Consider the following 22,836-nt stretch of genomic DNA (forward strand, 5'->3'; position numbering starts at 1 on the left):
AGCAATGAGACTAGCGATTATTCCTGCGCGTGGTGGCAGTAAGCGCATACCACGTAAGAACATTAAAGATTTCAATGGTAAACCTATCATTGCTTATTCAATTGAAGCTGCGATCGAATCTGGCTGTTTTGACAAAGTTATTGTTTCAACAGATGACCAGGAAATCGCTGAAGTTGCGAAGCAATACGGTGCTGAAGCGCCATTTTTTCGCCCCCTTGAAATTGCCGATGATTACGCCACTACCGGTGATGTGATTGTACATGCTGTGAACTGGTTTGAACAACAGGGGCAGAAGATTGAGTATCTGTGCTGTATTTATGCAACCGCCCCGTTTATTGATGTTGAAGATATCAAAAACACTTATCAGCTACTTATTAATGATCCAACCGCCTCGTATTGCTTTCCTGTCTGTGAGTTTCCTTTTCCAATTCAACGTGGTGTGAAGTTAACCGATAGTAAGCGTGTGGAGATGTTTCAGCCGCAACACTTTAATACTCGTTCACAAGACTTGGAGCATGCCTATCAAGACGTCGGTCAATTTTATTGGGGAAAAACTGAAGCCTATCGTCAGCATGTACCGATGTTTTCTAAGCAGGCAATTGCTTATCCTATTTCGAGAAAGAGAGTTGTTGATTTAGATACACTCGAAGATTGGGAGTTTGCCTTACTACTCGCTAAAGCGCTAAGTGGTACTACTCAATGCTAATCGGTATTCGTGTCGATGCGTCCTTGAAAATGGGTACAGGCCATACTTATCGAATGCTAACGTTAGCCCATAAGCTTAAGAGTAAAGGGCATAAAGTCTTTTTTGTTAGTAGGAAGTTGAAAGGTAACTTAATTGACTTTGTACGAAATTCTTTTGAGTTATTGGAACTTCCTGAACCTAAAACCAACGAATGTAACAATACCCATTGCTCACATGCAAAGTGGTTAGAGGTCGATTACTCTAAGGAAATCAATCAATCTTACAACGCCATCAAAGCGCATTTGGAACAGTCAGGGCAACAAAAGTTAGATTGGTTAGTTATCGATCATTACGCCTTGGAAAAAGAATACCAATTGGCAATGCAATCATTAGCAGCTCGTTGTTTGCAGGTGGATGACTTGGCAGATAGAGCTCATCATGTTGATATTCTACTTGACCAAAATTATTACCAGCAAGGTTCAACTCGCTATGATGGCTTGCTTCCTCAAGAAACTCTGCGTCTTTGTGGACCGAGTTTTGCCCTACTAAGAGATGATTTTAGTTTATGCCGAAAGCAGTTAGAACCTTATGAAGAGCGGTTTTCGAAACATCAAATTGTACTGTTTTTTGGTGGAATCGACCTTGCGAACGAAACATCAAAAGCCTTAAAGGGTCTGTTAACTGTTGATAGCCAAGATCACTTTCATGTGATTATTGGTATTAATAATCCTCATAAAGATCAGGTTATTACTTTATGTAATAAATATTCAGATCGAGTATCGCTGCATGTTCAAGTTAATAACATGACCGATTTTTTCGCATCTTCATATTTGTATGTTGGCGCAGTGGGAGCAACCACTTGGGAACGTTGCGTCATGGCATTGCCAGGCTTAGTTTGTTCGGTAGCTGAAAATCAAACTCAATTGGCTTTAGAGATCGATGAAGCGAATGCTCATATTTATTTAGGGCTAAACTCTAAGCTTAATGAAATAGATTACGCTCGGGCATATAGCCAATTAATCGCCGATGCTGAACTTCTTAAAAACCAGTCAAAGATATGTGAACAATTAGTCGATGGGGACGGTGCACAGACCGTTGTGAATCGGATGGAAGAGATGTCAAACCATGACCAAGTATAATATTCGCTCTGTTAGTTATGCTGATAAATGGATGATTTTGGAATGGCGAAATCATCCTGAAGTCAGAAATGTCATGTTGAGTGATCGCTTGATTACTCCAGAAGAACACAGTCAATGGTGGATGAATTTGGAGTTAGATGACAGATGTGTCTTGATTGTTCAAAAAGATCAGATGCCGCTTGGAGTTATTTTATTTAATCGAATTGATCATGTGAGTAGAACCGCGTGGTGGGGGTTCTATCTTGATAATGATAGCTTGAATCAAGCTCAAAAAATGGAAGCGTGGTTAGAAATAGAGCAAATAGTTATCGATTACGCCGGTAATGAACTCAAATTATTTGAGTTGTATGGTGATGTCGTAGAAGAAAATCAAGCCGTATGGTCTTTGCATCAACGCTTCGGGTTTGTTGAGTGTGAGGCTCCAGCTTCTGCGGTTAAAACAACAAAGAACGTTAGGTATATGAAGTATCAATTTAGTGATAACAAACCTGACGGTAGACCAAGTTTATTTTTGTTTGCGTCTCACAATACGGACTTTCTAGCTGAAACATTAAAGAAGGAATCAGAGCTCTATTCTCAGTTTCCTTATAAAGTGGAACATGCCGAATTTGGTCGTTATCGATTTGATTTACTAGATGCTACAAATCGCCAGATGAATAGCAGAGATGCTTGTTATCTATTTATTGAGCGGATTGAGGATTTTTTCCCATCGGTTGATTGTTTACCAATAGAAGACGTTCTTATCGCATTGGAGTCTCGAATTAGTGAATACTTATCATTTATTCGTCAGATTGCTACACGCGGGCAACGTGTTTATGTAGCAGATTTCTCGATTCAAAAGAATTTCCCCAATTCTATAGAAGAAAGACTCACTCATTCAAAACTAAATCAGATCGTTAATCGGTTAAATGCGTCAGTTTATGCACTAGCCGCTGAGAATCTTATTGAGGTTTTGCCATATCATCATTTACTACAAAGCGTTGGACAGTCATTTTCTAATAAGTTTTGGTATATCGCTCGTGCTCCTTTTTCTATTCAATGTTTAGAGGCATACAGCCGAATGATCATTGGCGTGATATTCGCCACCAACGCTTTGTCTGCTAGGGCTTTAGTTCTGGATTTGGACAACACTCTCTGGCAAGGCGTCATAGGGGATGATGGTAAAGAAGGGATCGCTCTTGGTGGGGATTATCCAGGTAATATTTATAAAGAGCTTCAGTCCTTATTCTTAGCGCTAAAAGAAAGAGGAATACTACTGACAATTTGCAGTAAAAATACTGAAGCGATAGCGATTGATGCCATAGAAAACCATCCAGAGATGCGTCTACGAATTAAAGACTTTACTGGGCATCGTATTAACTGGAATCCTAAATCTCAGAACATCATGCAACTCGCTGAAGAGTTAAATTTAGGTGTTCAGTCACTGTGTTTTATTGATGATAATCCTGCAGAGCGCGCAGAAGTTAGGCTAAACGTTCCTGGTGTATTTGTGCCTGAATTACCTGATGACCCTACACAGTGGTATCAGTTTATTTGCCAGTTACCAGAGTTATATGTTGCGAAAGTCAGTGAATCAGATAAGCGACGAGCTGAATTATATCAAACGCGTTTAAATGTCCAGCAAGCACAAGCCTCTTTCTCTGATCGCAAAGCGTTCATCAAAAGTTTAGAGATGGAAGTTTCTATCGACAAATTGGACAGCACTAATTTTGAAAGAACATTTCAGTTGTTTACTAAGACTAATCAGTTCAATACGACTACGAATCGCTATAGCCGTGAGCAACTTTCTGAATGGCAGTTATCACAAAGTAAAAAAGTTCTTCATGTTCGCTTAAAAGACAAATATTCATCAGGGTTTGAAGGTGTCGGAGCATTAGTGATTTCGGTACAGGGACCTAAATGGACGATTGAAAACTTTGTGATGTCTTGTCGAGTGATGGGGCGAGATGTTGAATATGCGATTATTGAGAAACTAATGTTAGTTGCTCGAAGTGAAAGTGCACAAAGTGTGTCTGGTCTATATGTTAAAAGCCATAGAAACGCTCCTGTTGATAAACTTTATCTAAATAGTGGATTTTCAAAAACAAGCACTGATGAATGGACATTTGAGTTGACGTCGCCATCTGTTCATGCGGAATCAGACATCATGAAGATAACTTGGCGAGCATAAGGAGTTGACTATGAATGGTATGTTTTCAGCGTTAGGTGTCTTGAGTGTTGAGCATCATACGGTAACAACGAAAAATTTCATTACTACACTAAAAGATTACTTATCTGTTCCTAATTCGAAACTCATTCGAGGCCCTGGCGAAAGTCTTTTACAACATGTTCGCTATGCATTTGTGGAGCTCGATGGAATGGGGGTTGTTGAAGTGTTATCCCCACTAGATGAAAGTTCACCAATTTTTGAACATGTAAACAGTGTCGGAGCTTCGTATTTATGCTTCAGGGTTGAAGACTTAGATTTTGCTGTTACGACTGCGGAGAAACACTATGGAGCAACACAGTTGCAGGTTCCTAGTGATGATGCGGTTTTTGAAGGTCGTAGAACGGTTTTTTTGAAACATTCTGAGCACGGTATATTCAAGTTATTAGAAGCTCTTCCACTTAACTTATGCGCTGATAATGGAAAACAACGTAAACCTATTGAGCATGAAGCCAGTACGGAAATACAAGAATTGCTTGGAATTTATTGTTCGGTCGTTGATGGCAACGCCAGAACATTGAAGTTCGACCAAATCAGTATGCAAAATTGTAGTGAGTGGGATTCGTTAAAACACTTACTGTTTGTTATGGAAATTGAAAAGGTATTCGAAGTTAGTATTCCGGCAACAGCTATAGGTGAGCTTAATAGTTTAGAAAAAATGCGTATGTACTTGGTTGATAGAGAAATAGCTAAATGAAAATTGATAACAGAGAAATTGGCCAAGGATGCAAGCCATATATTATTGCGGAGATGTCTGGCAACCATAATGGTGACATTAGTCGTGCTATAGAGTTAATTCGTGCAGCGAAAAGTGCGGGTGCAGATGCCGTTAAGTTACAAACTTATACCGCTGATACCATCACGCTCGACCATGATAGTGAAGAGTTTATGATTCGTGGCGGATTGTGGGACGGCTATAGATTGTATGACTTATATAAGGAAGCGTACACACCGTGGGAGTGGCATAAGGAACTTTTTGACGAAGCTAAAAGGCTTGGAATTACTATCTTTAGCTCGCCTTTTGATCATACCGCTGTTGATTTTTTAGAAAGCCTTCATGCACCAGCATACAAAATTGCTTCTTTTGAGCTGATTGATTTACCTTTAATTCGTAAAGTGGCGGGTACTGGCAAGCCACTTATTATGTCTACTGGTAATGCGAACTTAGGAGAGATAGAAGAGGCGGTATCAGCGGCTAGAAGTGCAGGAGCGAAAGATATAATTTTGTTGCATTGCACCAGCGGTTACCCAACACCTGCATCGCAAGCAAATATATCCACTATGGCTGTAATGCGTGATGCTTTTGATGTGGAAGTTGGGCTCTCAGATCACACTATGGATATAGGAGTTTCTGTGGCTGCTGTTGCATTGGGTGCTTCGGTGATTGAAAAACACTTCACCTTAGCACGCGCGGATGGTGGGCCAGATTGTGCATTTTCATTAGAGAAAGAAGAACTCAAAGCGCTAGTGACTAACTGCAATATGGCTTATGAAGCTATTGGTAAACCAAATTTTGTTAGTACGGAAGCTGAATTTCAAACGAAATGTCACAGGCGTTCTCTTTATATAGTCAGAGATATCAAAAAGGGTGAAGTGTTTGCAAGTGAACATGTTCGTTCTGTTCGACCTGGTAACGGTATCGCTCCTAAATATTTAGATGACATTTTAGGTAAAGTTGCAAAATATGATTGTAAGTTCGGTGAGCCAGTTTCATTCGATATGTATTAGTTAGAAATTTGGTTATTCCTACTTTATAAATACCAGCTAAAATGCTGGCATTTATATACAGATAACATCAAATTGTAAGAATAATTATTTTTTGTGTAGGAATATTCTGTTAGTGGTTATATTTGATATTTTTCTGAAATAAATGAAATGAAGTCGCCGTAATTAAAAAGTGTAAAGGATACGAAAAGTATCTAACCGAATTTTCTAAGAGGTAAATGTTATGGCTATTTCACTACATACTAACTACGCTAACCTAGTTACTCAAAATACGCTAAACAGCACAAACAACGCGCTATCAACTTCAATGGAGCGTCTATCAACTGGTTACCGTGTAAACTCAGCAGCAGACGATGCAGCGGGTCTTCAAATTGCTAACCGTCTAGAGCTTCAGTCACGTGGTATGTCAGTAGCATCACGTAACTCTCAAGATGCAATCTCAATGATGCAAACAGCAGAATCTTCAATGGATGAGATGACCAACATCGCATACCGTATGAACGACCTAGCAACGCAATCAGCGAACGGTTCAAACACAGCAGAAGACCGTGCCGCACTAGACGCTGAGTTCAATGCGCTTGCTAGCCAACTAGCAGACATGACAAAGAACACTAACTTTGGTGGTCAAAAACTACTAGCAGCATCTGGTGGTGTATTTGCACAAACAGCAGGTGTAACGTTCCAAACTGGTTCAACAACATCAGAAATCACGACAGTAAACGTATCAAGTGGTTTAGCTGCACTAAACACTGCAGTAGGTACTTTTGCAAGCACTGAATCAATTGCTACAGCGACAGGCGCAACAGCAGCGATGTCAGCACTGTCAAGTTTCATTAACGTAGTAGGTGAATCACGTGCAGCGTTCGGTGCTCAAATCAACAACCTAGAGCACAACATCAACAACCTAGCAAACATGACAGAGAACCTAGAAGCGTCTAAAGGTCGTATCATGGATACAGACTTCGCATCTGAATCAGGCAACATGTCTAAGAACCAAATGCTAATGCAATCTGGTGCACAAATGCTAAGTGCAACTAAGACAATTCCACAACTAGCGATGTCAATGCTAGGCTAATTGTGAATTAGTTTATGTATAGAGAGAGGCCAGCGACTATCGCTGGCTTTTTTTATTGGCTAAGAAAAACGTCAGACTGATGACAAACCCAATAATGTGATTCCAGAATTTCGGAACGAAATATCTGGAATCTAGTCTCAACGAGCGTTGCTATTAGATTCCTGCCTTCGCAGGAATGACGTTGAAATTGGAGTGCGAAATTAAACTAGATCTGATTGTGTAGATATTCTAAGACTTAATTCTAAAATCAAAATCGGCTTTTGTAAGAATAATTATTTTTCGCGTAGGAATATTCTGTTAGTGATTTGATTTAATATTTTTTTGAAATAAATGAAATGAAGTCGCCGTAATTAAAAAGTGTAAAGGATACGGAAAGTATCTAACCGAATTTTCTAAGAGGTAAATGTTATGGCTATTTCACTACATACTAACTACGCAAACCTAGTTACTCAAAACACGCTAAACAGCACAAACAACGCACTATCAACTTCAATGGAGCGTCTATCAACTGGTTACCGTGTAAACTCAGCAGCAGACGACGCAGCGGGTCTTCAAATTGCAAACCGTCTAGAGCTTCAGTCACGTGGTATGTCAGTAGCATCACGTAACTCTCAAGATGCAATCTCAATGATGCAAACAGCAGAATCTTCAATGGATGAGATGACCAACATCGCATACCGTATGAACGACCTAGCAACACAATCAGCGAACGGTTCAAACACAGCAGAAGACCGTGCAGCACTAGACGCAGAATTCAATGCGCTTGCTAACCAACTAGCAGACATGACAAAGAACACTAACTTTGGTGGTCAAAAACTACTAGCAGCATCTGGCGGTGTATTTGCACAAGCAGCAGGTGTAACGTTCCAAACTGGTTCAACAACATCAGAAATCACGACAGTAAACGTATCAAGTGGTTTGTCAGCACTAAACAGCGCAGTAGCGGCATTTGCTGCATCAGGCGTAGCAATTGCTACAGCATCAGGCGCATCAGCAGCGATGGACGCACTGTCAAGCTTCATTAACGTAGTTGGTGAATCACGTGCTGCGTTCGGTGCTCAAATCAATAACCTAGAGCACAACATCAACAACCTAGCAAACATGACAGAGAACCTAGAAGCGTCTAAAGGTCGTATCATGGATACAGACTTCGCATCTGAGTCAGGCAACATGTCTAAGAACCAAATGCTAATGCAATCTGGTGCACAAATGCTAAGTGCAACTAAGACAATTCCACAACTAGCGATGTCAATGCTAGGTTAATAGTGAATTAGTTTTGAATTTATAAGCCAGCGCAAGTCGCTGGCTTTTTTAATTGCGTTTCCGGAAATAAGACTATTTACGAGTTTAAGTAGGAAAATTCTCTAATAGCTATTTGGGATGATTTAGAAGAAATAAACACATTCAATAAGTCGTTATATATAAGTGTAGAAAAGCTGATTTAACCATTTAAAAGGAAATTATCATGATTATTTCTGTTCCCACTGGTAATCAAGCTTATCTCACGACTCAGAATACGGTAACTGCGGATGTGAATAAGCCAAGCACAGTGGTCAATAATATTGATGAACGTGTAAATGCGGTTGTCGATGACAACGAGCAAACAAGCATCAAAGTAGCTGATCGTTTAGCTGAACGCTCCAATTTATCAGCGTATTACCAAAAAGAAGCGCAAGACTCACTAGCTCATTTGCAAAACACTAAAAGCGTTTTGGCTGAGATAGAAACGGTAGCGACTCAGTTAAACAAAGCTATTGATCAAGATGAATCAGAAAATGGTGAAAAAGTAGCTCAATTACGCTCGCAACTTAACGACCTGAATAAGCAGTTAAAAGGCGTTCAAGAAACCAATACTGCTACATCAGAAACTGGTGTTTCTGGTGAAGAGCAAGAAGTGAAAGTTAAATTCAATAGTAGCGAGATTTCTTCTATCGCAGAAACGTTGAGCAAAATTGAATTAACCGACGATTCAAAAGCTGTTGCTAAACAGCAATTGTCTGGTGAAGCAGGGCTATTGAGTCAACTGGCAAAAACGCGCTCTGAACTCGATGCTCAATTGCAAGGTGCCTATGCCATTCATTCGAGCGTTGATGGTCAAGCAGTACAACAAACAAGCGAGGCTTCTAAAAGCTCAATGTTAGAGCCTAGTGGTGCAAAACAACTCGCGGGTACACAAACAACGCCAGATGTAGCAGTTTCGATCCTAAGCTAAATCCTACATAGGAATCAGCAGGGGTAGATGTTCCCACTTTGGCTAACGCCTTATCATATAAATAGAAAGATCTGTCATAACGGTTGAGCCGTTTTTGGAGACAATTATGCAAATTGATGCGTCATCGTATGCTGACCAACTCGCCTATTACGAGGTTTATTCGGCTCAAAATCGTTATTCAACAAAATTAAGCACGCTACAAAGCCAAAGCAGCATGATAAGCAAAATCGATAACGCTTTGGATGCACTTGATAACTTGTTGTACAAATTTACAAAACCTACGGGGTCGTTTTCACAAAGTGCAGTTACGCAAACAAGTGAAGACTATTTCAGTGTTAGTGCTGCTGGCTATGCAAAAAATATCAGTATGGATATTTTTGTGGAGCAGACAGCTGCTTCGCACCAGATGATTGTAGAAACGAGTGGTTCAGAAACTACGGATACTTTTGCAACCGTGGGGGACGACACCACATTTACCATTACTATTGGTGGTGAAGATTTTACGATTGATGTGAATAGTGATTTTCCGAGCAAAAGCTCTGGTGATGCTATTACATATCAAGAGGTTGTAAACCTCTTTAATGAAAAAGCAGATGGTAAGGTAAACGCGTCTCTAGTTCGTTCAGGCGGCTCAATGAAGCTGATGTTTAGCTCTGAAGAAACTGGCGAAGAAAACCAATTTACTTTAGCTGCAAATAGCTCAAATGCGGATATGAAATCAGCTTTTGATGCTGCAACTGTAGTGAAAGAAGGCCGAGATGCCATTATCTACTTGGGTGACCAAATTGACGGCGTCAAGTTAACCAATAGCAGTAATACCTTCACCAATATTGTCAATGGTGTCGATATTACCGTTACAAAAGCCAATAAAACTGGCGACGATACAACGAACTTTTCTATTGGGCCTGATAGTAGTGCAACGATGGAGCTGTTAAACGAAGTCATTACTTCATTCAACAGTGCGTTAAGTATTCTTAATGAAGCAACACGTTCTGGCAGTGAAAGTGAAGAGCGTGGTGTATTGGCTTCGGATGGTCAAATCCGTGGCATTTCTAACGAACTGAAAAACCTAATTCGCACTTCATATAACGGCGTGAGTTTATTCGAAATTGGTTTGTCTCTAAACAAAGATGGTGAACTTGAGTTAGATGAAGACAAATTCAAAGAAGCCTCAGAAACCTACGATTTAGAAGAGATTTTCCTTGGCGAAGCTGGTCTGTTTAAAACGATGGAGTCCAGTATTGAAAAGTACGCGGATTACAACACGGGTTCACTAAAAACTAAGAAAGATCGTAATGCGACTGAACAGACTCGCGTAAACGACAAGTTAGACGACTTAGATACTAAGTACGAGATGTACTACAAGCGTTATCTTTCTCAGTTTACGAACTTAAACAACTTGATGTACTCGATGAGTTCAATTTCAACACTATTTGCTTAAAGGTAAACAATGTTACTAGGTAATCAACAACAAGCGGCTTATGCCAATGTGCAGATTCAAGCGAATGCGTCAGTTTCAAATACATTTGAACTGATCTGCATGCTGCATGACCGCTTAGCTATCGAACTAGACACGATTGTGTTTGCTATCGAGGAGAAGGATTTCCTAAAAAAATCAAAGTCAGCACAAAAAGCTATCGATATTTTGATGGCTTTAGACGCTTCTTTAGATTTGGATAATCCTAATGAACTGATTGAAAACATTCATAATCTTTATGAGCACAGTATTGCCACTGTGTTTAAAGGCTCAAAAGATTTGGATACACAAGTTATCAAAGACCTGAAACAGCCACTCGCAGATTTACGCGAAGGCTGGGAAGGGGCGATGAAGCTTCTAAGCTAACTTGATTATGAATCAGCTCGAACTCAATAAACTGTCGGCTTTTTATCAACGAGCGCTAGAAGAACGCAGTGTTGAAAACATCGAACGCGCGGTCAATCTACTGCAAAAACATCTACCTAATGTGGATCAACTGGCAGCAGAAAATTTGGAAGTGCTTGCAAAACTAAAGCAAGTTCACCATCAGGCGATGTTGTTTATTCAGAATGAAAGGGATCTCGTTAAAGCGGAAATGGACAGCTTTAATACTAATAAGGCAAGAGATTTTGCCTATCAAAGAACCCAGTTAAGTCAATAATTATGATTAATGGTTTAAACCATACTTCGACAGATACCGCTTCATTTTCTGAAGGTGCTGTACTGAACGCAAAACAAGGTTTTGGGGACCGAGACTCTACGGGAACTGCGCCGATGAGTTTTGCGGCGATGCTTCTGGACACTGAGGCGGAAAATGTTGTTACAGATCTTGGATTAAGTGAATCTGAGGGTGATGAATCGCTTGATTTAGTCACTACTGGAACAGATGAGTTGACCGATGTTACTGCCGAAATCAGTGACGATTTCAATCTTGTGTCTGTGTCCGTTGCAACGGTGAATAATGCGGTAAAAGATTCTGCAGTAACGGCTGCTAGCTCAATGGTTTCAGACTCTATCGTAACGGCAGTTTCAAATGTAATGAGCACAAGTGCTTCACTAGCGACTGCTCAGGTGGTAACAAGTCAATTGGCGACTAATAGCGTTCTCGATGGAAAATTGATCGACGCCACTGCAGTAAAAGAGCCTACTGTGGCAGCAGATGCGCTACTGAACAACAATTCGCAGACTGCACGAAATGAGGTTGCCACAAACTTGCAATTTAAAGCGGTGATGGACAAATCACTCTCTACTCAAGAGCTAGGCGAGCGTTTGAGCGCGACAATTGCTGACAAAGTTAGCGTTCAGGTGAATGCGAAAACACCAACCGCGACGATTCGTTTAGATCCACCTGACTTGGGTAAAATCGAACTGGTTGTGAAACTCGACCACGACAAACTACATGTTCAAATTAATGCATCATCCAGCACAACACGAGAGTCTATTCAGATGACTTCTGATCGCTTAAGAGCGGAGTTGGTTGAGCAGAATTTCTTAAATGTCGATGTCTCTGTTACGAGTGAACATCAGCAAAACACAGAGCAGGATTTCTTCGCATCTGGTGACGATCTCATTATTGCAGGCAATGCTGCAAGTGTGGATTTGCATGAAGAACAAGAAATCGACAAAAGTGAATTAGCAAGAGCGTAATATTATGAAAATTGTAATTGCGGTATTAGCGTCCGTATTATTAACCGTTGGTGCAATTATTGGTTTGAGTTTCGCTGGAATTAATATTGGCAATATCTTAGGTGGGAACAATACAGACCAACCAAAAATTGAAGTAATGAAAGATGCTCAAAAATTGGTTGAATTAAGTACACCTACTGCTGAAGTTCCGATGCACGGTCTGTTAATTCCTATTAATTTTTCAAAACGTCAGAGTTTATTGCTTTTAGATCTTTATCTATATACGCCTGAAGGTAATGAAGAAGAATTAAAACTTCATATTCCAAAGATCAAGAATCAAATATTGAAAGTATTTAGTTTAAAACCAGCGGAATATTACCGCGATGAGATGTTTATTTTGAATCTTCAAGATGATTTGGACTACATGTTTAAAAAGGAAAAACAGTGGAATGTTAAGGAAGTATTAGTTACTAAAGCGGTATATCAATAAATGTTGCTAGGTAAACAAGCGTACCAAAAGACAGAAATGCAGCCAGCGGCACACAGACATGCCGCTGAATCTGCTGCGATTCAGTCCAATCTGCCTTTGATTAATCGTTCTTTAAAACGATATAAAGGAGCAGTAGATGAAGATACGTTAGAAGATCTTCGTCAGACAGCTTTGATAACGTTTGTTACTGAGCTCCGTAAATTTGACCATATCGTCAACGAAGACTTCATAAAATCGGTAACGGTGAGAATGCGTGGTGCCATCATTGATGAACTGCGTTCTCGCGACTATTTAAGCCGTGATAATAGAACGCTAGCGAACAATATTAAGAAAGCTGAATCGCTGCTGATGGGGAAATTAGGTCGCGCTCCTAGGCAATCTGAGATTTGCAGCGCACTTAATATTACAGCACAGGAATATTTGGATGCGATGTCTGATCTTGTATTAAGTGATGATATTGAACTGTATGAAAGCGTTGATAATTCAGAAGAAGATAATAAAGAAGAGCTTGCATTATTTATTCAACAAGAGTTGGAAAAATTGCCTGAAGAAGTTCAGCGTGTCATGTATTTAATGTATGTGATGGGGTTAAGCACTCAGGAAACTGCACTCGCTCTGGAAATAAGTGAAGTTAAAGTTCACAGACTAAAACATAAAGGTGTCGAGGTAATAAAATCTCGAGCGGAGAGAATTTAGAATGAAGCAAATATTGGCCTTCGTAGGGATTTTGGCAGTTATTGGTGTTTCCTTTGTCGTGTGGGGCGGCAGATTAGGCGCGCTAGTTAAAGTATCAGAAATAATCGTAATTTTTGGGGCATCTTTTGGTGGCCTTATTATTTCGTGTTCATCATCAACGTTGAAGTTAATGATGTCTCAAATTAAACAATCGATTGGCAAAAGTATTTATACCAAGGCTTACTATCAAGAACTGTTGTCACTTATGTTTGAGTTGATCAACGTCGTGAAAATGCAAAACCTAAAAGCATTGGACACTCATGTTGAAAACCCAGAAGCAAGCAGCATCTTCACCAAATATCCAGCGATTATGAAAGATACTATTACGTTGAATTTCATTATCGACTCTTTCCGCCAAGTGATCAGTTCTAAGATATCCGCACACGAACTCGAAGCGGCTCTGGAAGAAGAAATCGAAGTATTAATGGAAGAGTATGAGAAACCAGGAAACAAGCTCCATGCAACCGCAGAAGCAATGCCTGGTATCGGTATTCTTGCAGCAGTAATGGGTATCATCTTAACCATGCAAAACCTAGATGCTGATGTGACCGTGATTGGTCAAAGTATCGCTGGCGCACTGGTTGGTACATTTACCGGTATTTTTGGTTGTTACTGTATGTTTGGCCCATTGTCTGCCTCTATGCATGACATCGCCGAAGAGCAGGTTGCGCCACTTCATTGTATTCGTTCAATCATTACCGGCTATTTGCAGAATCTTTCTCCACACATGTGTGTGAATGCTGGCCGTAAGCATATTGAAAGTCACATTAAGCCAAGCTTTACAGACCTTGAGCAAACATTAGAAAGCCTAAGGTAATTCGTTATGAGCAATGCAGGTGTAACAATCATCAAAAAAAAGAAGAACAAAGGTTCTTCACTGACCCATGGCGGCTGGAAAGTTGCGATGGCGGATTTGATGATCTCTATGATGTGTCTGTTTCTTATTCTTTGGCTGCTCTCGGTGATGGACTCTGAAGACAGTCAGGATCTGGTTGAGTATTTCCAAACTGGTCGAATAGAAGCCGATGGTATGGCTAACTCGATTAGTCCAATGCCTCTAGATAATGTCGCGACATCTAGCTATGAATCTGACATGCACCGTGTTGAAGATACATCTTTGATAGAAGGAGAGGTGGATAGTCAGCAAGAGCTTGAAGTCTTCGCACGCCTAATTGAAGAGCAGATTGAAGAGATTCAAGGTATGGGCAGTGTTCAGGTGACAGTAACGCCCCAGGGGCTGAAAATTATGATCAGTGACTCTGAACAAGGTCAGATGTTCTATCGCGGTGGTGCGAATATGACGCCGTATTATCAGGATCTACTTCTTCATTTAGCGCCAGTATTTAAGCGTGTATCGAACGCCATGGTGATTACCGGTCATACGGATGCAAGTCGTTATGTCGGCTCAAAAACCACAAACTGGGAATTGTCGGCTAACCGTGCAAACCAAGCTCGTTACTTCTTGACTCAAGGCGGCGTATCGAATGAACAGATATTCCAAGTTTCAGGCATGGCAGACACTGCGCCAATCAATCCTGATGATCCTAAGAGTTCAGATAACAGACGTATTGAAGTGTTTGTTCTGACTACCAGCGCTCAGAAACAACTGAGCGAAGTGTATAAGAACCTGCCAAAGATTGAATCTGCGGGTAAAGAAGCAGATGAAAAAGTAATGGATACCATTGGGCGTCAGGAAAGAGAGGCAGCGAAAGCCGCTCGAGATAATCAGCTACCAACTTCCTATTAGGCTCTGATACTTGTTTAGAAGCATACATAAGGTTAGCAATGCATCTCTTCGTCAAATACGACGTTGGGTAGCATGGCTGACTTTAATTAATTATTTAGTCACATTGACTTACTTGGTCGCTAAAAGAATGAATTCGAATTGGGAGTTCATTCTTTTAGTCATTTTATTAGCTTACAACTATTTATTAGTTAGATTCGTTGTAACTATTCCCAAACGAACACTTGCTCTGAAAAGTCACCGTTATTTATCTATTCCTTTAGCTGCTAGCTTCTTTTTAGTCTGCGTAATTGTGTTGTCTTTTTTCTTTACTAATTGAAAGGTAATGAATTATTTAATTATTAATAAGGTACGCCCCATGAAAGATAAAATCATTATATTTGGAGTAGGATGTGCAGGACGCGCGATTTATAGGAGTTTAAAAGGCGAATGCGTAGTAGGTTTTGTGGATAATAATTTATCGTTGTCCGGTAAGCATTACGATAATAAGCCAATCTATTCGTTCAAGGAGTTGAATTCTATATCCTTTGATAAAATTGCTGTGAGCGGTGTGTGGATTGATAGCATGCTGGATCAACTTGAATCATTAAATATTCCTAATGAAAAAATCCTGAAAATTTCTGATTGCGATGTTGAGTTTTCATCAGAAGAGCGAGATTTTAATACAGACCTGCTAATGAGTGAACTAGCGGATGTATTCGATGTTTTGAAGCTAAATTATTATGTCATAGGTTCATCGTTAGCTACCTTATTTAGATCTAAGAAACTATCTACAGTAGCTGATGTTGACGTCTTTTTGACATCACAAAATGATGCTCAAGCAATGTTGGATTACTTTTCTACCATTAAGTTTAATGAACGCTACGATATTCAAATTAATAAACATTTATTAGATACACCTTTTGAAGCGTCAGGTAGTGTTTTAAGAGTAATTGTTAAGTCTAAAGTAAGTAAGGAAACTGAAGAGCCAGCAATTGTAGATATATCTATAGCAAGTGACTATAAAGATAATTATTATGTTATGCACGGTGATAAGTATATATATGTTCCTAAGCATATGTGCGCAGGTGAAAGACTGATAGATTACAAAGATTCAAAGCTTAGAATCCCATTCTTTGCAGAAGACTATTTGTCATTGTTATATGGAAAAAACTGGTTTGAACCACCAAAAAAATGGGACCAGAGTGACTACGGAAATATTTTTACATTAGATGAAGTATACAAAATAAAAGAACAGTAATTATGTCTATAAGAGTATTAACCTATGGGACATTTGATATGTTCCATATTGGTCACTTAAATCTACTTAATAACTTGAAATCGTTAGGTGATGAGCTGATCGTTGCTGTTTCTACTGATGAATTCAATGAGTTGAAAGGCAAGCGAACGCTTATTCCATTTTCCCAGAGGCTGGAAATAGTAAATAATATTAAGTGTGTTGATTTAGCTATAGCTGAACATAGTTGGGAGCAAAAAATATCAGATATTAAAGAATACGATATTGATGTTTTTGCAATAGGTAATGACTGGGAAGGTAAATTCGACTTTCTAAAAGATTATTGTAAAGTGATTTATATTCCTAGAACAAAAAACATATCAACAACACAACTAAAACAGGAATTAAACGAGTTCTTAAATATTCAAGAATAGTAGATATTTATTACGAGTTGTTAAGTTTTGGTTTATTGACGTCCAAACAAAAAGCTCTGCATATGCAGAGCTTTTTTGTAACGAGAGTGATGGAAAAGAAAGGTCTAGAACTTAGCGCTCGCCACCGATTTTGAAGATCTCATCTTGAGCAATGGCAACAACACTATCGATGCTGACAGTGTCCTGAATGTTCGAAATCAGTCGGGTTGCTTTCAGTTTTAGCTCATGGCCTGAATACGCTTCTTCGCTGAGCTTGTAGAGTATTTTATTGAGTACTCGTGTCGCGTTTTCTGTTGAACACTTGGGTAATAAGATAATGAGCTCATCTTCAAATTTGGTGTTTTTGATGATGTAGTCGCTGCCTCGAATAAATGATCCAATCACTTCAATGATATGGCTATGTGCTTGAGGAACCACATTCAACGTTTTGGCTTCATCAAGATTGTATTTAACCAGAATCAGAGAATTCTCAGCGTTAGTTTTTACCACCTCTTCCAGATGGCGAGACTCAGTGATGTCGTAGTTATACACTGCAATGTCATCAACCAGCTTGTTGAACTGAACATCATAGAAGCTCTCTTTTCCTTCGACAATGTTACGTGTCAGCCTATCCAGCTCTCTCTTTTTCAGAATTAGGAACAGGATGAAGAAGATCAGCGAAGAGTACTGAATGATTAAGTAGGATTTACTAAACCAAACGTTCAGGTATGACACCTTTAGTCTGACGATCGTTTTAGCATCTACAGGGTAGTCCTGATGAAATTGTAGTACTGGGATATCTGAATCGGAGAAACTGTAGACGTTCTTGCCGTTGTAATACTCTTTGTTGATATAGGTATGGGCATTAAAAATGTTTGCTACAGGAATATCGAGAATCAAACTACCTATGTTTGTCTCATCTTTGGTCAGTGGACGAGTCAACGTCATCGCAACATTACCTGACGGATCCTGAAGAATATCGTAGGTGTAGTTGATGTTTGGCAGCTTTGCGTTGTAGTAAAGCAGCGCACAATAATCAGAAGTTTGACAGGCAATGGCATTTTTAAAGCTTGAACGATTAACAGGCTTTATTCTGTAAAACAGTGTGTTGTTGTTAAGCGATAAGTAGCTTAAATCATTAACATATTCGTCCTTAATCAGGTAAGGACTCTCTTCGACGATGTTCGTTAAAGTTTGAAGAACAGTAGCATCGACAATGCTAATTCTCTCATTGTTGTATAGGTCTAAAATGTCTTTGGTTTTTATTGTGTCTGTGTCGTGTTTTACCGCTAGGCTCGCCATTACGCTTTTGGACACGATGTTCAGACGGTCTCTTGCTGAATCAAAAACAGAAATGAAATTTTCAAAACTGTATTTTTTGTCGTTAATTATATGCTTAGTGGCAAAGCTAATATGAATGGCACTTAATAAAGTACCTAAACATAGGCTTACCAAGATGGTCAGCAGGATTTTTTTCATCACTCAAACTCAAAATAGGGGTTAAAACTAAACTCACTATTTTAGGTCTGAGCCATTTTTGCTGTATGTAGGATTAGTCTGTTTGTCTTAACGTAAAGGCTGTTTACAGGGTGAGCTTCAACGTCAAATCGAGTCTGTATTTCACAAATGTTTGAGTGTCACAGTATCGCTTAAATTATCCACATGAATATTTTTAATAAACAAGTTGAATATTAGTTGATTGTTTCATGAAGCCGTTGGGGTGATAGTTTAGCCATCCAGACATCTTTTGTGTTTGGCCTCAGCTTAACAAAAGGAACGATCACATGGCGACTATTACACATATTTTGGGCTATCCACGTATTGGCGAAAAACGCGAACTTAAATTTGCACTAGAAAAATACTGGCGTGGTGACATCACTCAACAAGAACTAAAAGCGGTTGGTAGTGAAATTCGACACAACAACTGGGCGTTACAAAAATCAGCAGGTTTAAGCTTCGCGACTGCGGGCGATTTCGCATGGTACGATCATGTACTCACCACCACATTACTGCTTGGACACGTGCCTGCTCGTCATAATCCATCTCATAACAAAGATAGCTTTCCTGACCTTGATACACTGTTCCGTGTTGGTCGTGGTCAATCGCAAAGTACATGTGGCTGTAATGGCAGTGCCGCATCAGATATGACTAAGTGGTTCAACACCAACTACCACTACATCGTTCCTGAATTCAGCTCAGACGATAAATTTGAAGTCAGCTGGCCACAACTGTTTGAAGAGGTGAACGAAGCCATTAAAACGGGAGCGAATGTAAAACCGGTTCTATTAGGGCCTGTGAGCTACCTGTATCTCGGAAAAGAAGTCGAAGAGGATTTTGACCGTTTGACTTTACTACCTCGTTTACTGACGGCATACCAAAACATTTTGTCGAAGTTGGCCAAACAAGGGGTTGAGTGGGTGCAAATTGATGAGCCCGTTCTAGCACTTGAGCTTGAAAGCCAATGGCAGGACGCATTTAAATTGGCGTATCAGGTGCTGCAAGGAGACGTTAAAGTACTGCTTACCACATACTTTGACTCAGTGATTGATACTCTCGACAAGATAGTTGCACTGCCAGTGAATGGACTTCATATCGACATTTCCGCTGCGCCACAACAGCTAGATAGCGTACTAAACAAACTGCCTGAGCATTGGGTGCTGTCAGTAGGCGCTATCAACGGCAGAAACGTATGGCGAGCAGATTTGGGTCGTCTTCGTAATCAGCTACAACCGGTGAAAGACAAATTAGGTGATCGCCTTTGGGTCGCAAGTTCATGTTCACTTCTACATAGCCCAGTTGATTTAGAGCTTGAGCAGAATCTTTCGGCAGAGGTGCGTAGCTGGTTTGCGTTTGCCAAACAGAAAGTGACGGAAGTTGCTGTACTTGGACGAGCATTGGATGGCGAACAAGATGCCATTCTGGCTTGTGATACTTATAGTCAGCCAATAGTAAAGCGAAAGACAGCAACCCACGTCAACAAGCCACAGGTACAAGCTCGAGTAAATGCTATTACAGCTTCGTTGGCGGAAAGAAGTGAGCCGTATAAGCAAAGAGCGGCGAAACAAGCGAAGCAGCTTGGTTTGCCATTGTTCCCAACCACAACTATTGGTTCGTTTCCTCAAACCGGCGAGATTCGTACTCAACGCAGCGCATTCCGAACAGGAGTATTGCCAGAGGCTGAGTATATTACTGCGCTGAAAGGGCACATTGCTGATGCTGTAAAGCGTCAAGAGGCTCTAGGGTTAGATGTGTTAGTACATGGTGAAGCAGAGCGTAACGATATGGTTGAGTACTTTGCAGAAAACCTCGCTGGTTTTCAAACCACGCAATTTGGTTGGGTGCAAAGTTATGGTTCACGCTGCGTGAAGCCAGCGATTGTCGTCGCAGATATTGAACGTGAAAAGCCAATGACGGTGGAATGGTCTAGCTACGCACAGTCCCTGACCAAAAAGAAGATGAAAGGCATGCTGACTGGTCCTGTTACCATCTTATGCTGGACATTCCCACGTGAAGACATCAGCCGCAAAGAGATTGCGCAGCAATTGGCTCTGGCACTGCGTGATGAAGTGTCTGATCTTCAAAATGCGGGCATTAATATCATTCAGATTGATGAACCAGCCATTCGTGAAGGTTTGCCACTGAAGAAGCGTGACCACAAAACGTATTTAGATTGGGCAGTTGAATCATTCAAAATCTCTGCGGCAAGTGCAGCAGCAGAAACGCAGATCCATACTCACATGTGTTACAGCGAGTTCAATGAAATCATCGATTCGGTTGCTGCACTGGATGCCGATGTGATTACCATTGAGACTTCCCGTTCGAATATGGAACTGCTGAAGGCGTTTGAAGACTTTAACTATCCAAATGAAATTGGCCCAGGTGTTTACGATATACATTCACCAAACATTCCGACTCAGGAATGGATTGAAGGCCTGTTACGTAAAGCAGCTACGAAAATTCCGGCAGAACGTTTATGGGTCAACCCAGACTGTGGATTGAAAACACGTAACTGGAAAGAGGTTGAAGCTTCGCTCATCAATATGGTGTTAGCTGCGAAAACCTTACGAGAAGAAGCACAAAGTAACGCGGCTTAAATATCAGCTACACTTCGGTTACAAAAGGTAGAAAAGCATAAGGGGCTCATTTGAGCCCCTTATTGATGTACAAAACTCTCTATTGATGCACAAACATAGCTATTGAGTGGTACAGGTTTGATTGGTAATCAGCTCATCAACCATTAGCTGTCCGCGGGTGTTACGCACTTTTATGCGATAGCTTAAACCCACTTCCAAATTGGCTTTAATATTTTTATCTGAACAAAAGGTTTTAATGCTGGTTTGCAAAATCTGCGTAACAGGTTTGGCATTTTTGTCGTCAGCGTTATACACCATCATCATTTCAATGGTGGTACCTTTCGCATTTGCACGCATGATGTTGAGTGGGCCATATTCCAATGGCAACTCAGCACTAAGCAGGCTAGCTCTATTATCAGCAAGCAGCTCAAGGTTTCTTTGGTTGTCAGAATTAGAACTACAACCGGATAGCAGAACTAAGCCGAAAGCAATAAAACTAGCGATACTTTTCTTCATATTAAAATACTTTCTTGAACGGTTTGATGGTGACATTAGCATAAACGCCAGCAGCTACGTAAGGGTCTGCATCTGCCCAAGCTTTGGCTTCTTCTAGAGAATTAAAATCTGCAATCACAGTAGAGCCAGTAAAACCTGCTTCACCTGGATTTTCTGAATCGATGGCAGGCATAGGACCAGCAGTCAGCAGACGACCTTCATCTTGAAGTGCTTGTAATCGTTCTAAATGCGCAGCGCGAACGCCCATGCGTTTTTCTAGAGAGTTCTCAACGTCTTGAGAAAAAATGACATACCACATAATCCATATCCTTATTGATGACTGAAACAGCAAGCTAACAGTTGCTTAGATTAACCTGATTGAATGTTAACAGAGGTTAATGTACTGAAACTTTGCAATGATTAAACCTTGGCATTGATATTTCTGTGATCAGTTTCTAGCGTTAATCGGGCGAGGGCGCCCATCAGAATCAATCGCAACGTAGTTAAAGGTTGCTTCACAAACTTGGAAACGGTCGCCGATGCCATCAACTCGGATTGGTTTTACCCACACTTCCAAATTAATCGACATCGAAGTGCGACCAATTTTCGTGCATTCGCCATAGCAGCAAACTACGTCGCCAACTTTCACTGGTTTTTTAAATGCGATACTAGAAACCGATACAGTCACAATACGGCCAGAAGAAATCTCTTTGGCGAGAATGCCACCAGCTAAATCGAGTTGCGACATAATCCAGCCACCAAAAATATCACCATTGGCATTGGTGTCTGCTGGCATAGCAAGGGTTCTAAGTAATAGTTGACCTCTAGGGGAACTGACTTCCTGACTCATTTCAATTTCCGTAGTAAACAAAACAGCGACTGTGCTAAGCAAGTCGCTGTTAAAAAGGAGGGCATTATAGCAGTAAATACTGCTTTGATTTAACCCCTAAACGTAGAGCAGAACCGTCTATTGGTTAGAATTCTTCTGCTCTTTAGGCAGATGCTTGTAGATATAGACACCTGTCAACAGAGTGTAGATAAATGTCGCTACAAGCAGACCAAAAACTTTAAAGTTTACCCAAACATCTAAAGGCAGTTGGTAGGCTATATAGATGTTAACAACGGCACACACGGCAAAAAATGCTACCCATGCCCAGTTCACTTTTGCCCAAACACTATCAGGTAGGGTGATTTCTTTGCCTAACATACCTTTAATTGCTGACTTACCAATCAAATGGCTGATGGTGAGACCCAAAGCGAATACAGTGTAAACAATGGTCACTTTCCATTTAATGAAATTGTCATCGTGCAGGAAAATGGTCATGCCACCAAACACAGCAACCACCACGAAGGTAATCAGCTGCATTTTTTCAACTTTCTTATACACAAAGTAGGAAATCGCGACTTGAATAGCGGTTGCTGCAATCAAAGCTGCGGTAGCGACATAGATGTCGTAAAGCTTAAAAAGAGCAAAGAAGATAATTAGAGGAATAAACTCAATCAGTTGTTTCATTATATGGGTACA

General features: G+C 40.4%; 24 protein-coding genes. 19 read left to right on the forward strand and 5 right to left on the reverse strand.

Annotated features, from left to right (window positions below):
* The first annotated feature begins 4 nt into the window (after nucleotides 1-4).
* The 18 genes from pseF (at nucleotide 5) to ACOSVQ_RS02565 (ending at nucleotide 16,764) form a co-directional block, all read left to right on the forward strand.
* Complete coding sequence (gene pseF / locus ACOSVQ_RS02480) at nucleotides 5-706, forward strand: pseudaminic acid cytidylyltransferase (RefSeq protein WP_491981015.1); 702 nt, start codon at nucleotides 5-7, stop codon at nucleotides 704-706.
* Nucleotides 700-1,824, forward strand: coding sequence for a UDP-2,4-diacetamido-2,4,6-trideoxy-beta-L-altropyranose hydrolase (pseG, locus tag ACOSVQ_RS02485; protein WP_491981016.1), 1,125 nt, complete (start codon nucleotides 700-702; stop codon nucleotides 1,822-1,824). Before pseF ends, pseG begins: the two co-directional genes overlap by 7 nt.
* Nucleotides 1,811-3,994: a UDP-4-amino-4,6-dideoxy-N-acetyl-beta-L-altrosamine N-acetyltransferase gene (pseH, locus tag ACOSVQ_RS02490; RefSeq protein WP_491981017.1), complete on the forward strand. Its 2,184-nt coding sequence runs from the start codon at nucleotides 1,811-1,813 to the stop codon at nucleotides 3,992-3,994. The genes pseG and pseH overlap by 14 nt, the downstream gene beginning before the upstream one ends.
* Nucleotides 3,995-4,004: 10 nt before the next feature.
* Nucleotides 4,005-4,727 carry a hypothetical protein gene (locus tag ACOSVQ_RS02495; RefSeq protein WP_491981018.1) on the forward strand — a complete coding sequence of 241 codons (723 nt, stop codon included), beginning with the start codon at nucleotides 4,005-4,007 and terminating at the stop codon, nucleotides 4,725-4,727.
* A complete protein-coding gene (gene pseI / locus ACOSVQ_RS02500; protein ID WP_491981019.1) occupies nucleotides 4,724-5,758 on the forward strand; it encodes a pseudaminic acid synthase in 1,035 nt (344 codons plus the stop codon). Before ACOSVQ_RS02495 ends, pseI begins: the two co-directional genes overlap by 4 nt.
* A gap of 220 nt (nucleotides 5,759-5,978) precedes the next feature.
* Nucleotides 5,979-6,830, forward strand: coding sequence for a flagellin N-terminal helical domain-containing protein (locus ACOSVQ_RS02505; protein ID WP_491981020.1), 852 nt, complete (start codon nucleotides 5,979-5,981; stop codon nucleotides 6,828-6,830).
* 408 nt (nucleotides 6,831-7,238) lie between these two features.
* Nucleotides 7,239-8,093, forward strand: coding sequence for a lateral flagellin LafA (gene lafA, locus ACOSVQ_RS02510; RefSeq protein WP_491981021.1), 855 nt, complete (start codon nucleotides 7,239-7,241; stop codon nucleotides 8,091-8,093).
* A 202-nt stretch (nucleotides 8,094-8,295) separates the two neighbouring features.
* The gene (locus tag ACOSVQ_RS02515) at nucleotides 8,296-9,042 is read left to right on the forward strand and encodes a hypothetical protein (RefSeq protein WP_491981023.1); all 747 of its coding nucleotides are present in this window, start codon (nucleotides 8,296-8,298) and stop codon (nucleotides 9,040-9,042) included.
* Nucleotides 9,043-9,148: 106 nt separating this feature from the next.
* Nucleotides 9,149-10,483 (forward strand): flagellar filament capping protein FliD, encoded by a 1,335-nt coding sequence (fliD, locus tag ACOSVQ_RS02520; RefSeq protein WP_491981024.1) that lies wholly within the window; start codon nucleotides 9,149-9,151, stop codon nucleotides 10,481-10,483.
* A 9-nt stretch (nucleotides 10,484-10,492) separates the two neighbouring features.
* A complete protein-coding gene (locus ACOSVQ_RS02525; protein ID WP_491981025.1) occupies nucleotides 10,493-10,885 on the forward strand; it encodes a flagellar export chaperone FliS in 393 nt (130 codons plus the stop codon).
* Nucleotides 10,886-10,892: 7 nt separating this feature from the next.
* Nucleotides 10,893-11,180, forward strand: a complete 288-nt coding sequence (locus ACOSVQ_RS02530; RefSeq protein WP_491981026.1) for a hypothetical protein — start codon at nucleotides 10,893-10,895, stop codon at nucleotides 11,178-11,180.
* A 2-nt stretch (nucleotides 11,181-11,182) separates the two neighbouring features.
* Complete coding sequence (locus ACOSVQ_RS02535) at nucleotides 11,183-12,166, forward strand: flagellar hook-length control protein FliK (RefSeq protein WP_491981027.1); 984 nt, start codon at nucleotides 11,183-11,185, stop codon at nucleotides 12,164-12,166.
* Nucleotides 12,167-12,170: 4 nt separating this feature from the next.
* Nucleotides 12,171-12,635, forward strand: coding sequence for a flagellar basal body-associated FliL family protein (locus ACOSVQ_RS02540; protein ID WP_491981028.1), 465 nt, complete (start codon nucleotides 12,171-12,173; stop codon nucleotides 12,633-12,635).
* The gene (locus tag ACOSVQ_RS02545) at nucleotides 12,636-13,331 is read left to right on the forward strand and encodes a sigma-70 family RNA polymerase sigma factor (protein WP_491981029.1); all 696 of its coding nucleotides are present in this window, start codon (nucleotides 12,636-12,638) and stop codon (nucleotides 13,329-13,331) included. It abuts the gene before it with no gap.
* 1 nt (nucleotide 13,332) lies between these two features.
* On the forward strand, nucleotides 13,333-14,187 hold the full coding sequence (gene motA, locus ACOSVQ_RS02550) for a flagellar motor stator protein MotA (RefSeq protein ID WP_491981030.1): 855 nt from the start codon (nucleotides 13,333-13,335) through the stop codon (nucleotides 14,185-14,187).
* A 6-nt stretch (nucleotides 14,188-14,193) separates the two neighbouring features.
* Nucleotides 14,194-15,117, forward strand: coding sequence for an OmpA family protein (locus ACOSVQ_RS02555; RefSeq protein WP_491981031.1), 924 nt, complete (start codon nucleotides 14,194-14,196; stop codon nucleotides 15,115-15,117).
* Nucleotides 15,118-15,472: 355 nt separating this feature from the next.
* Complete coding sequence (locus ACOSVQ_RS02560; protein ID WP_491981033.1) at nucleotides 15,473-16,354, forward strand: nucleoside-diphosphate sugar epimerase/dehydratase; 882 nt, start codon at nucleotides 15,473-15,475, stop codon at nucleotides 16,352-16,354.
* A gap of 2 nt (nucleotides 16,355-16,356) precedes the next feature.
* On the forward strand, nucleotides 16,357-16,764 hold the full coding sequence (locus ACOSVQ_RS02565; protein WP_491981034.1) for an adenylyltransferase/cytidyltransferase family protein: 408 nt from the start codon (nucleotides 16,357-16,359) through the stop codon (nucleotides 16,762-16,764).
* Between the two features lie 111 nt (nucleotides 16,765-16,875).
* Here ACOSVQ_RS02565 and ACOSVQ_RS02570 read toward each other — a convergent pair whose 3' ends face one another.
* Entirely contained in the window at nucleotides 16,876-18,222 is a 1,347-nt protein-coding gene (locus ACOSVQ_RS02570; protein ID WP_491981035.1) for a hypothetical protein, read from the reverse strand.
* A 305-nt stretch (nucleotides 18,223-18,527) separates the two neighbouring features.
* On the opposite strand from ACOSVQ_RS02570, the gene metE reads away from it, so the two are divergent.
* Entirely contained in the window at nucleotides 18,528-20,837 is a 2,310-nt protein-coding gene (gene metE, locus ACOSVQ_RS02575) for a 5-methyltetrahydropteroyltriglutamate--homocysteine S-methyltransferase (RefSeq protein ID WP_491981036.1), read from the forward strand.
* A 99-nt stretch (nucleotides 20,838-20,936) separates the two neighbouring features.
* On the opposite strand, the gene ACOSVQ_RS02580 is transcribed toward metE, so the two are convergent.
* The 4 genes from ACOSVQ_RS02580 to ACOSVQ_RS02595 all read right to left on the reverse strand — a co-directional run bounded on the left by ACOSVQ_RS02580 (nucleotide 20,937) and on the right by ACOSVQ_RS02595 (nucleotide 22,824).
* Nucleotides 20,937-21,332, reverse strand: coding sequence for a GspS/AspS pilotin family protein (locus ACOSVQ_RS02580; RefSeq protein WP_491981037.1), 396 nt, complete (start codon nucleotides 21,330-21,332; stop codon nucleotides 20,937-20,939).
* Between the two features lies 1 nt (nucleotide 21,333).
* A complete protein-coding gene (locus ACOSVQ_RS02585) occupies nucleotides 21,334-21,630 on the reverse strand; it encodes a YciI family protein (protein WP_491981038.1) in 297 nt (98 codons plus the stop codon).
* A 129-nt stretch (nucleotides 21,631-21,759) separates the two neighbouring features.
* Nucleotides 21,760-22,161 carry an acyl-CoA thioester hydrolase YciA gene (gene yciA / locus ACOSVQ_RS02590; RefSeq protein ID WP_491981039.1) on the reverse strand — a complete coding sequence of 134 codons (402 nt, stop codon included), beginning with the start codon at nucleotides 22,159-22,161 and terminating at the stop codon, nucleotides 21,760-21,762.
* Nucleotides 22,162-22,278: 117 nt separating this feature from the next.
* Complete coding sequence (locus ACOSVQ_RS02595) at nucleotides 22,279-22,824, reverse strand: septation protein A (RefSeq protein WP_491981040.1); 546 nt, start codon at nucleotides 22,822-22,824, stop codon at nucleotides 22,279-22,281.
* Nucleotides 22,825-22,836: the final 12 nt, after the last annotated feature.

It is taken from the genome of Vibrio sp. HM8-C, assembly GCF_058630515.1.

Bases quoted from the DNA above. Each gene is read 5' to 3' on its own strand.
- ACOSVQ_RS02530 (WP_491981026.1), top strand. From the start codon at position 10,893: ATGAATCAGCTCGAACTCAATAAACTGTCGGCTTTTTATCAACGAGCG.
- ACOSVQ_RS02515 (WP_491981023.1), top strand. From the start codon at position 8,296: ATGATTATTTCTGTTCCCACTGGTAATCAAGCTTATCTCACGACTCAG.
- ACOSVQ_RS02565 (WP_491981034.1), top strand. From the start codon at position 16,357: ATGTCTATAAGAGTATTAACCTATGGGACATTTGATATGTTCCATATT.
- ACOSVQ_RS02555 (WP_491981031.1), top strand. From the start codon at position 14,194: ATGAGCAATGCAGGTGTAACAATCATCAAAAAAAAGAAGAACAAAGGT.
- ACOSVQ_RS02585 (WP_491981038.1), bottom strand. From the start codon at position 21,630: ATGTGGTATGTCATTTTTTCTCAAGACGTTGAGAACTCTCTAGAAAAA.
- ACOSVQ_RS02570 (WP_491981035.1), bottom strand. From the start codon at position 18,222: ATGAAAAAAATCCTGCTGACCATCTTGGTAAGCCTATGTTTAGGTACT.
- ACOSVQ_RS02545 (WP_491981029.1), top strand. From the start codon at position 12,636: ATGTTGCTAGGTAAACAAGCGTACCAAAAGACAGAAATGCAGCCAGCG.
- pseI (WP_491981019.1), top strand. From the start codon at position 4,724: ATGAAAATTGATAACAGAGAAATTGGCCAAGGATGCAAGCCATATATT.
- pseG (WP_491981016.1), top strand. From the start codon at position 700: ATGCTAATCGGTATTCGTGTCGATGCGTCCTTGAAAATGGGTACAGGC.
- ACOSVQ_RS02505 (WP_491981020.1), top strand. From the start codon at position 5,979: ATGGCTATTTCACTACATACTAACTACGCTAACCTAGTTACTCAAAAT.
- ACOSVQ_RS02495 (WP_491981018.1), top strand. From the start codon at position 4,005: ATGAATGGTATGTTTTCAGCGTTAGGTGTCTTGAGTGTTGAGCATCAT.
- yciA (WP_491981039.1), bottom strand. From the start codon at position 22,161: ATGAGTCAGGAAGTCAGTTCCCCTAGAGGTCAACTATTACTTAGAACC.
- ACOSVQ_RS02580 (WP_491981037.1), bottom strand. From the start codon at position 21,332: ATGAAGAAAAGTATCGCTAGTTTTATTGCTTTCGGCTTAGTTCTGCTA.
- ACOSVQ_RS02560 (WP_491981033.1), top strand. From the start codon at position 15,473: ATGAAAGATAAAATCATTATATTTGGAGTAGGATGTGCAGGACGCGCG.
- ACOSVQ_RS02595 (WP_491981040.1), bottom strand. From the start codon at position 22,824: ATGAAACAACTGATTGAGTTTATTCCTCTAATTATCTTCTTTGCTCTT.
- fliD (WP_491981024.1), top strand. From the start codon at position 9,149: ATGCAAATTGATGCGTCATCGTATGCTGACCAACTCGCCTATTACGAG.
- ACOSVQ_RS02540 (WP_491981028.1), top strand. From the start codon at position 12,171: ATGAAAATTGTAATTGCGGTATTAGCGTCCGTATTATTAACCGTTGGT.
- metE (WP_491981036.1), top strand. From the start codon at position 18,528: ATGGCGACTATTACACATATTTTGGGCTATCCACGTATTGGCGAAAAA.
- motA (WP_491981030.1), top strand. From the start codon at position 13,333: ATGAAGCAAATATTGGCCTTCGTAGGGATTTTGGCAGTTATTGGTGTT.
- pseF (WP_491981015.1), top strand. From the start codon at position 5: ATGAGACTAGCGATTATTCCTGCGCGTGGTGGCAGTAAGCGCATACCA.
- pseH (WP_491981017.1), top strand. From the start codon at position 1,811: ATGACCAAGTATAATATTCGCTCTGTTAGTTATGCTGATAAATGGATG.
- ACOSVQ_RS02535 (WP_491981027.1), top strand. From the start codon at position 11,183: ATGATTAATGGTTTAAACCATACTTCGACAGATACCGCTTCATTTTCT.
- ACOSVQ_RS02525 (WP_491981025.1), top strand. From the start codon at position 10,493: ATGTTACTAGGTAATCAACAACAAGCGGCTTATGCCAATGTGCAGATT.
- lafA (WP_491981021.1), top strand. From the start codon at position 7,239: ATGGCTATTTCACTACATACTAACTACGCAAACCTAGTTACTCAAAAC.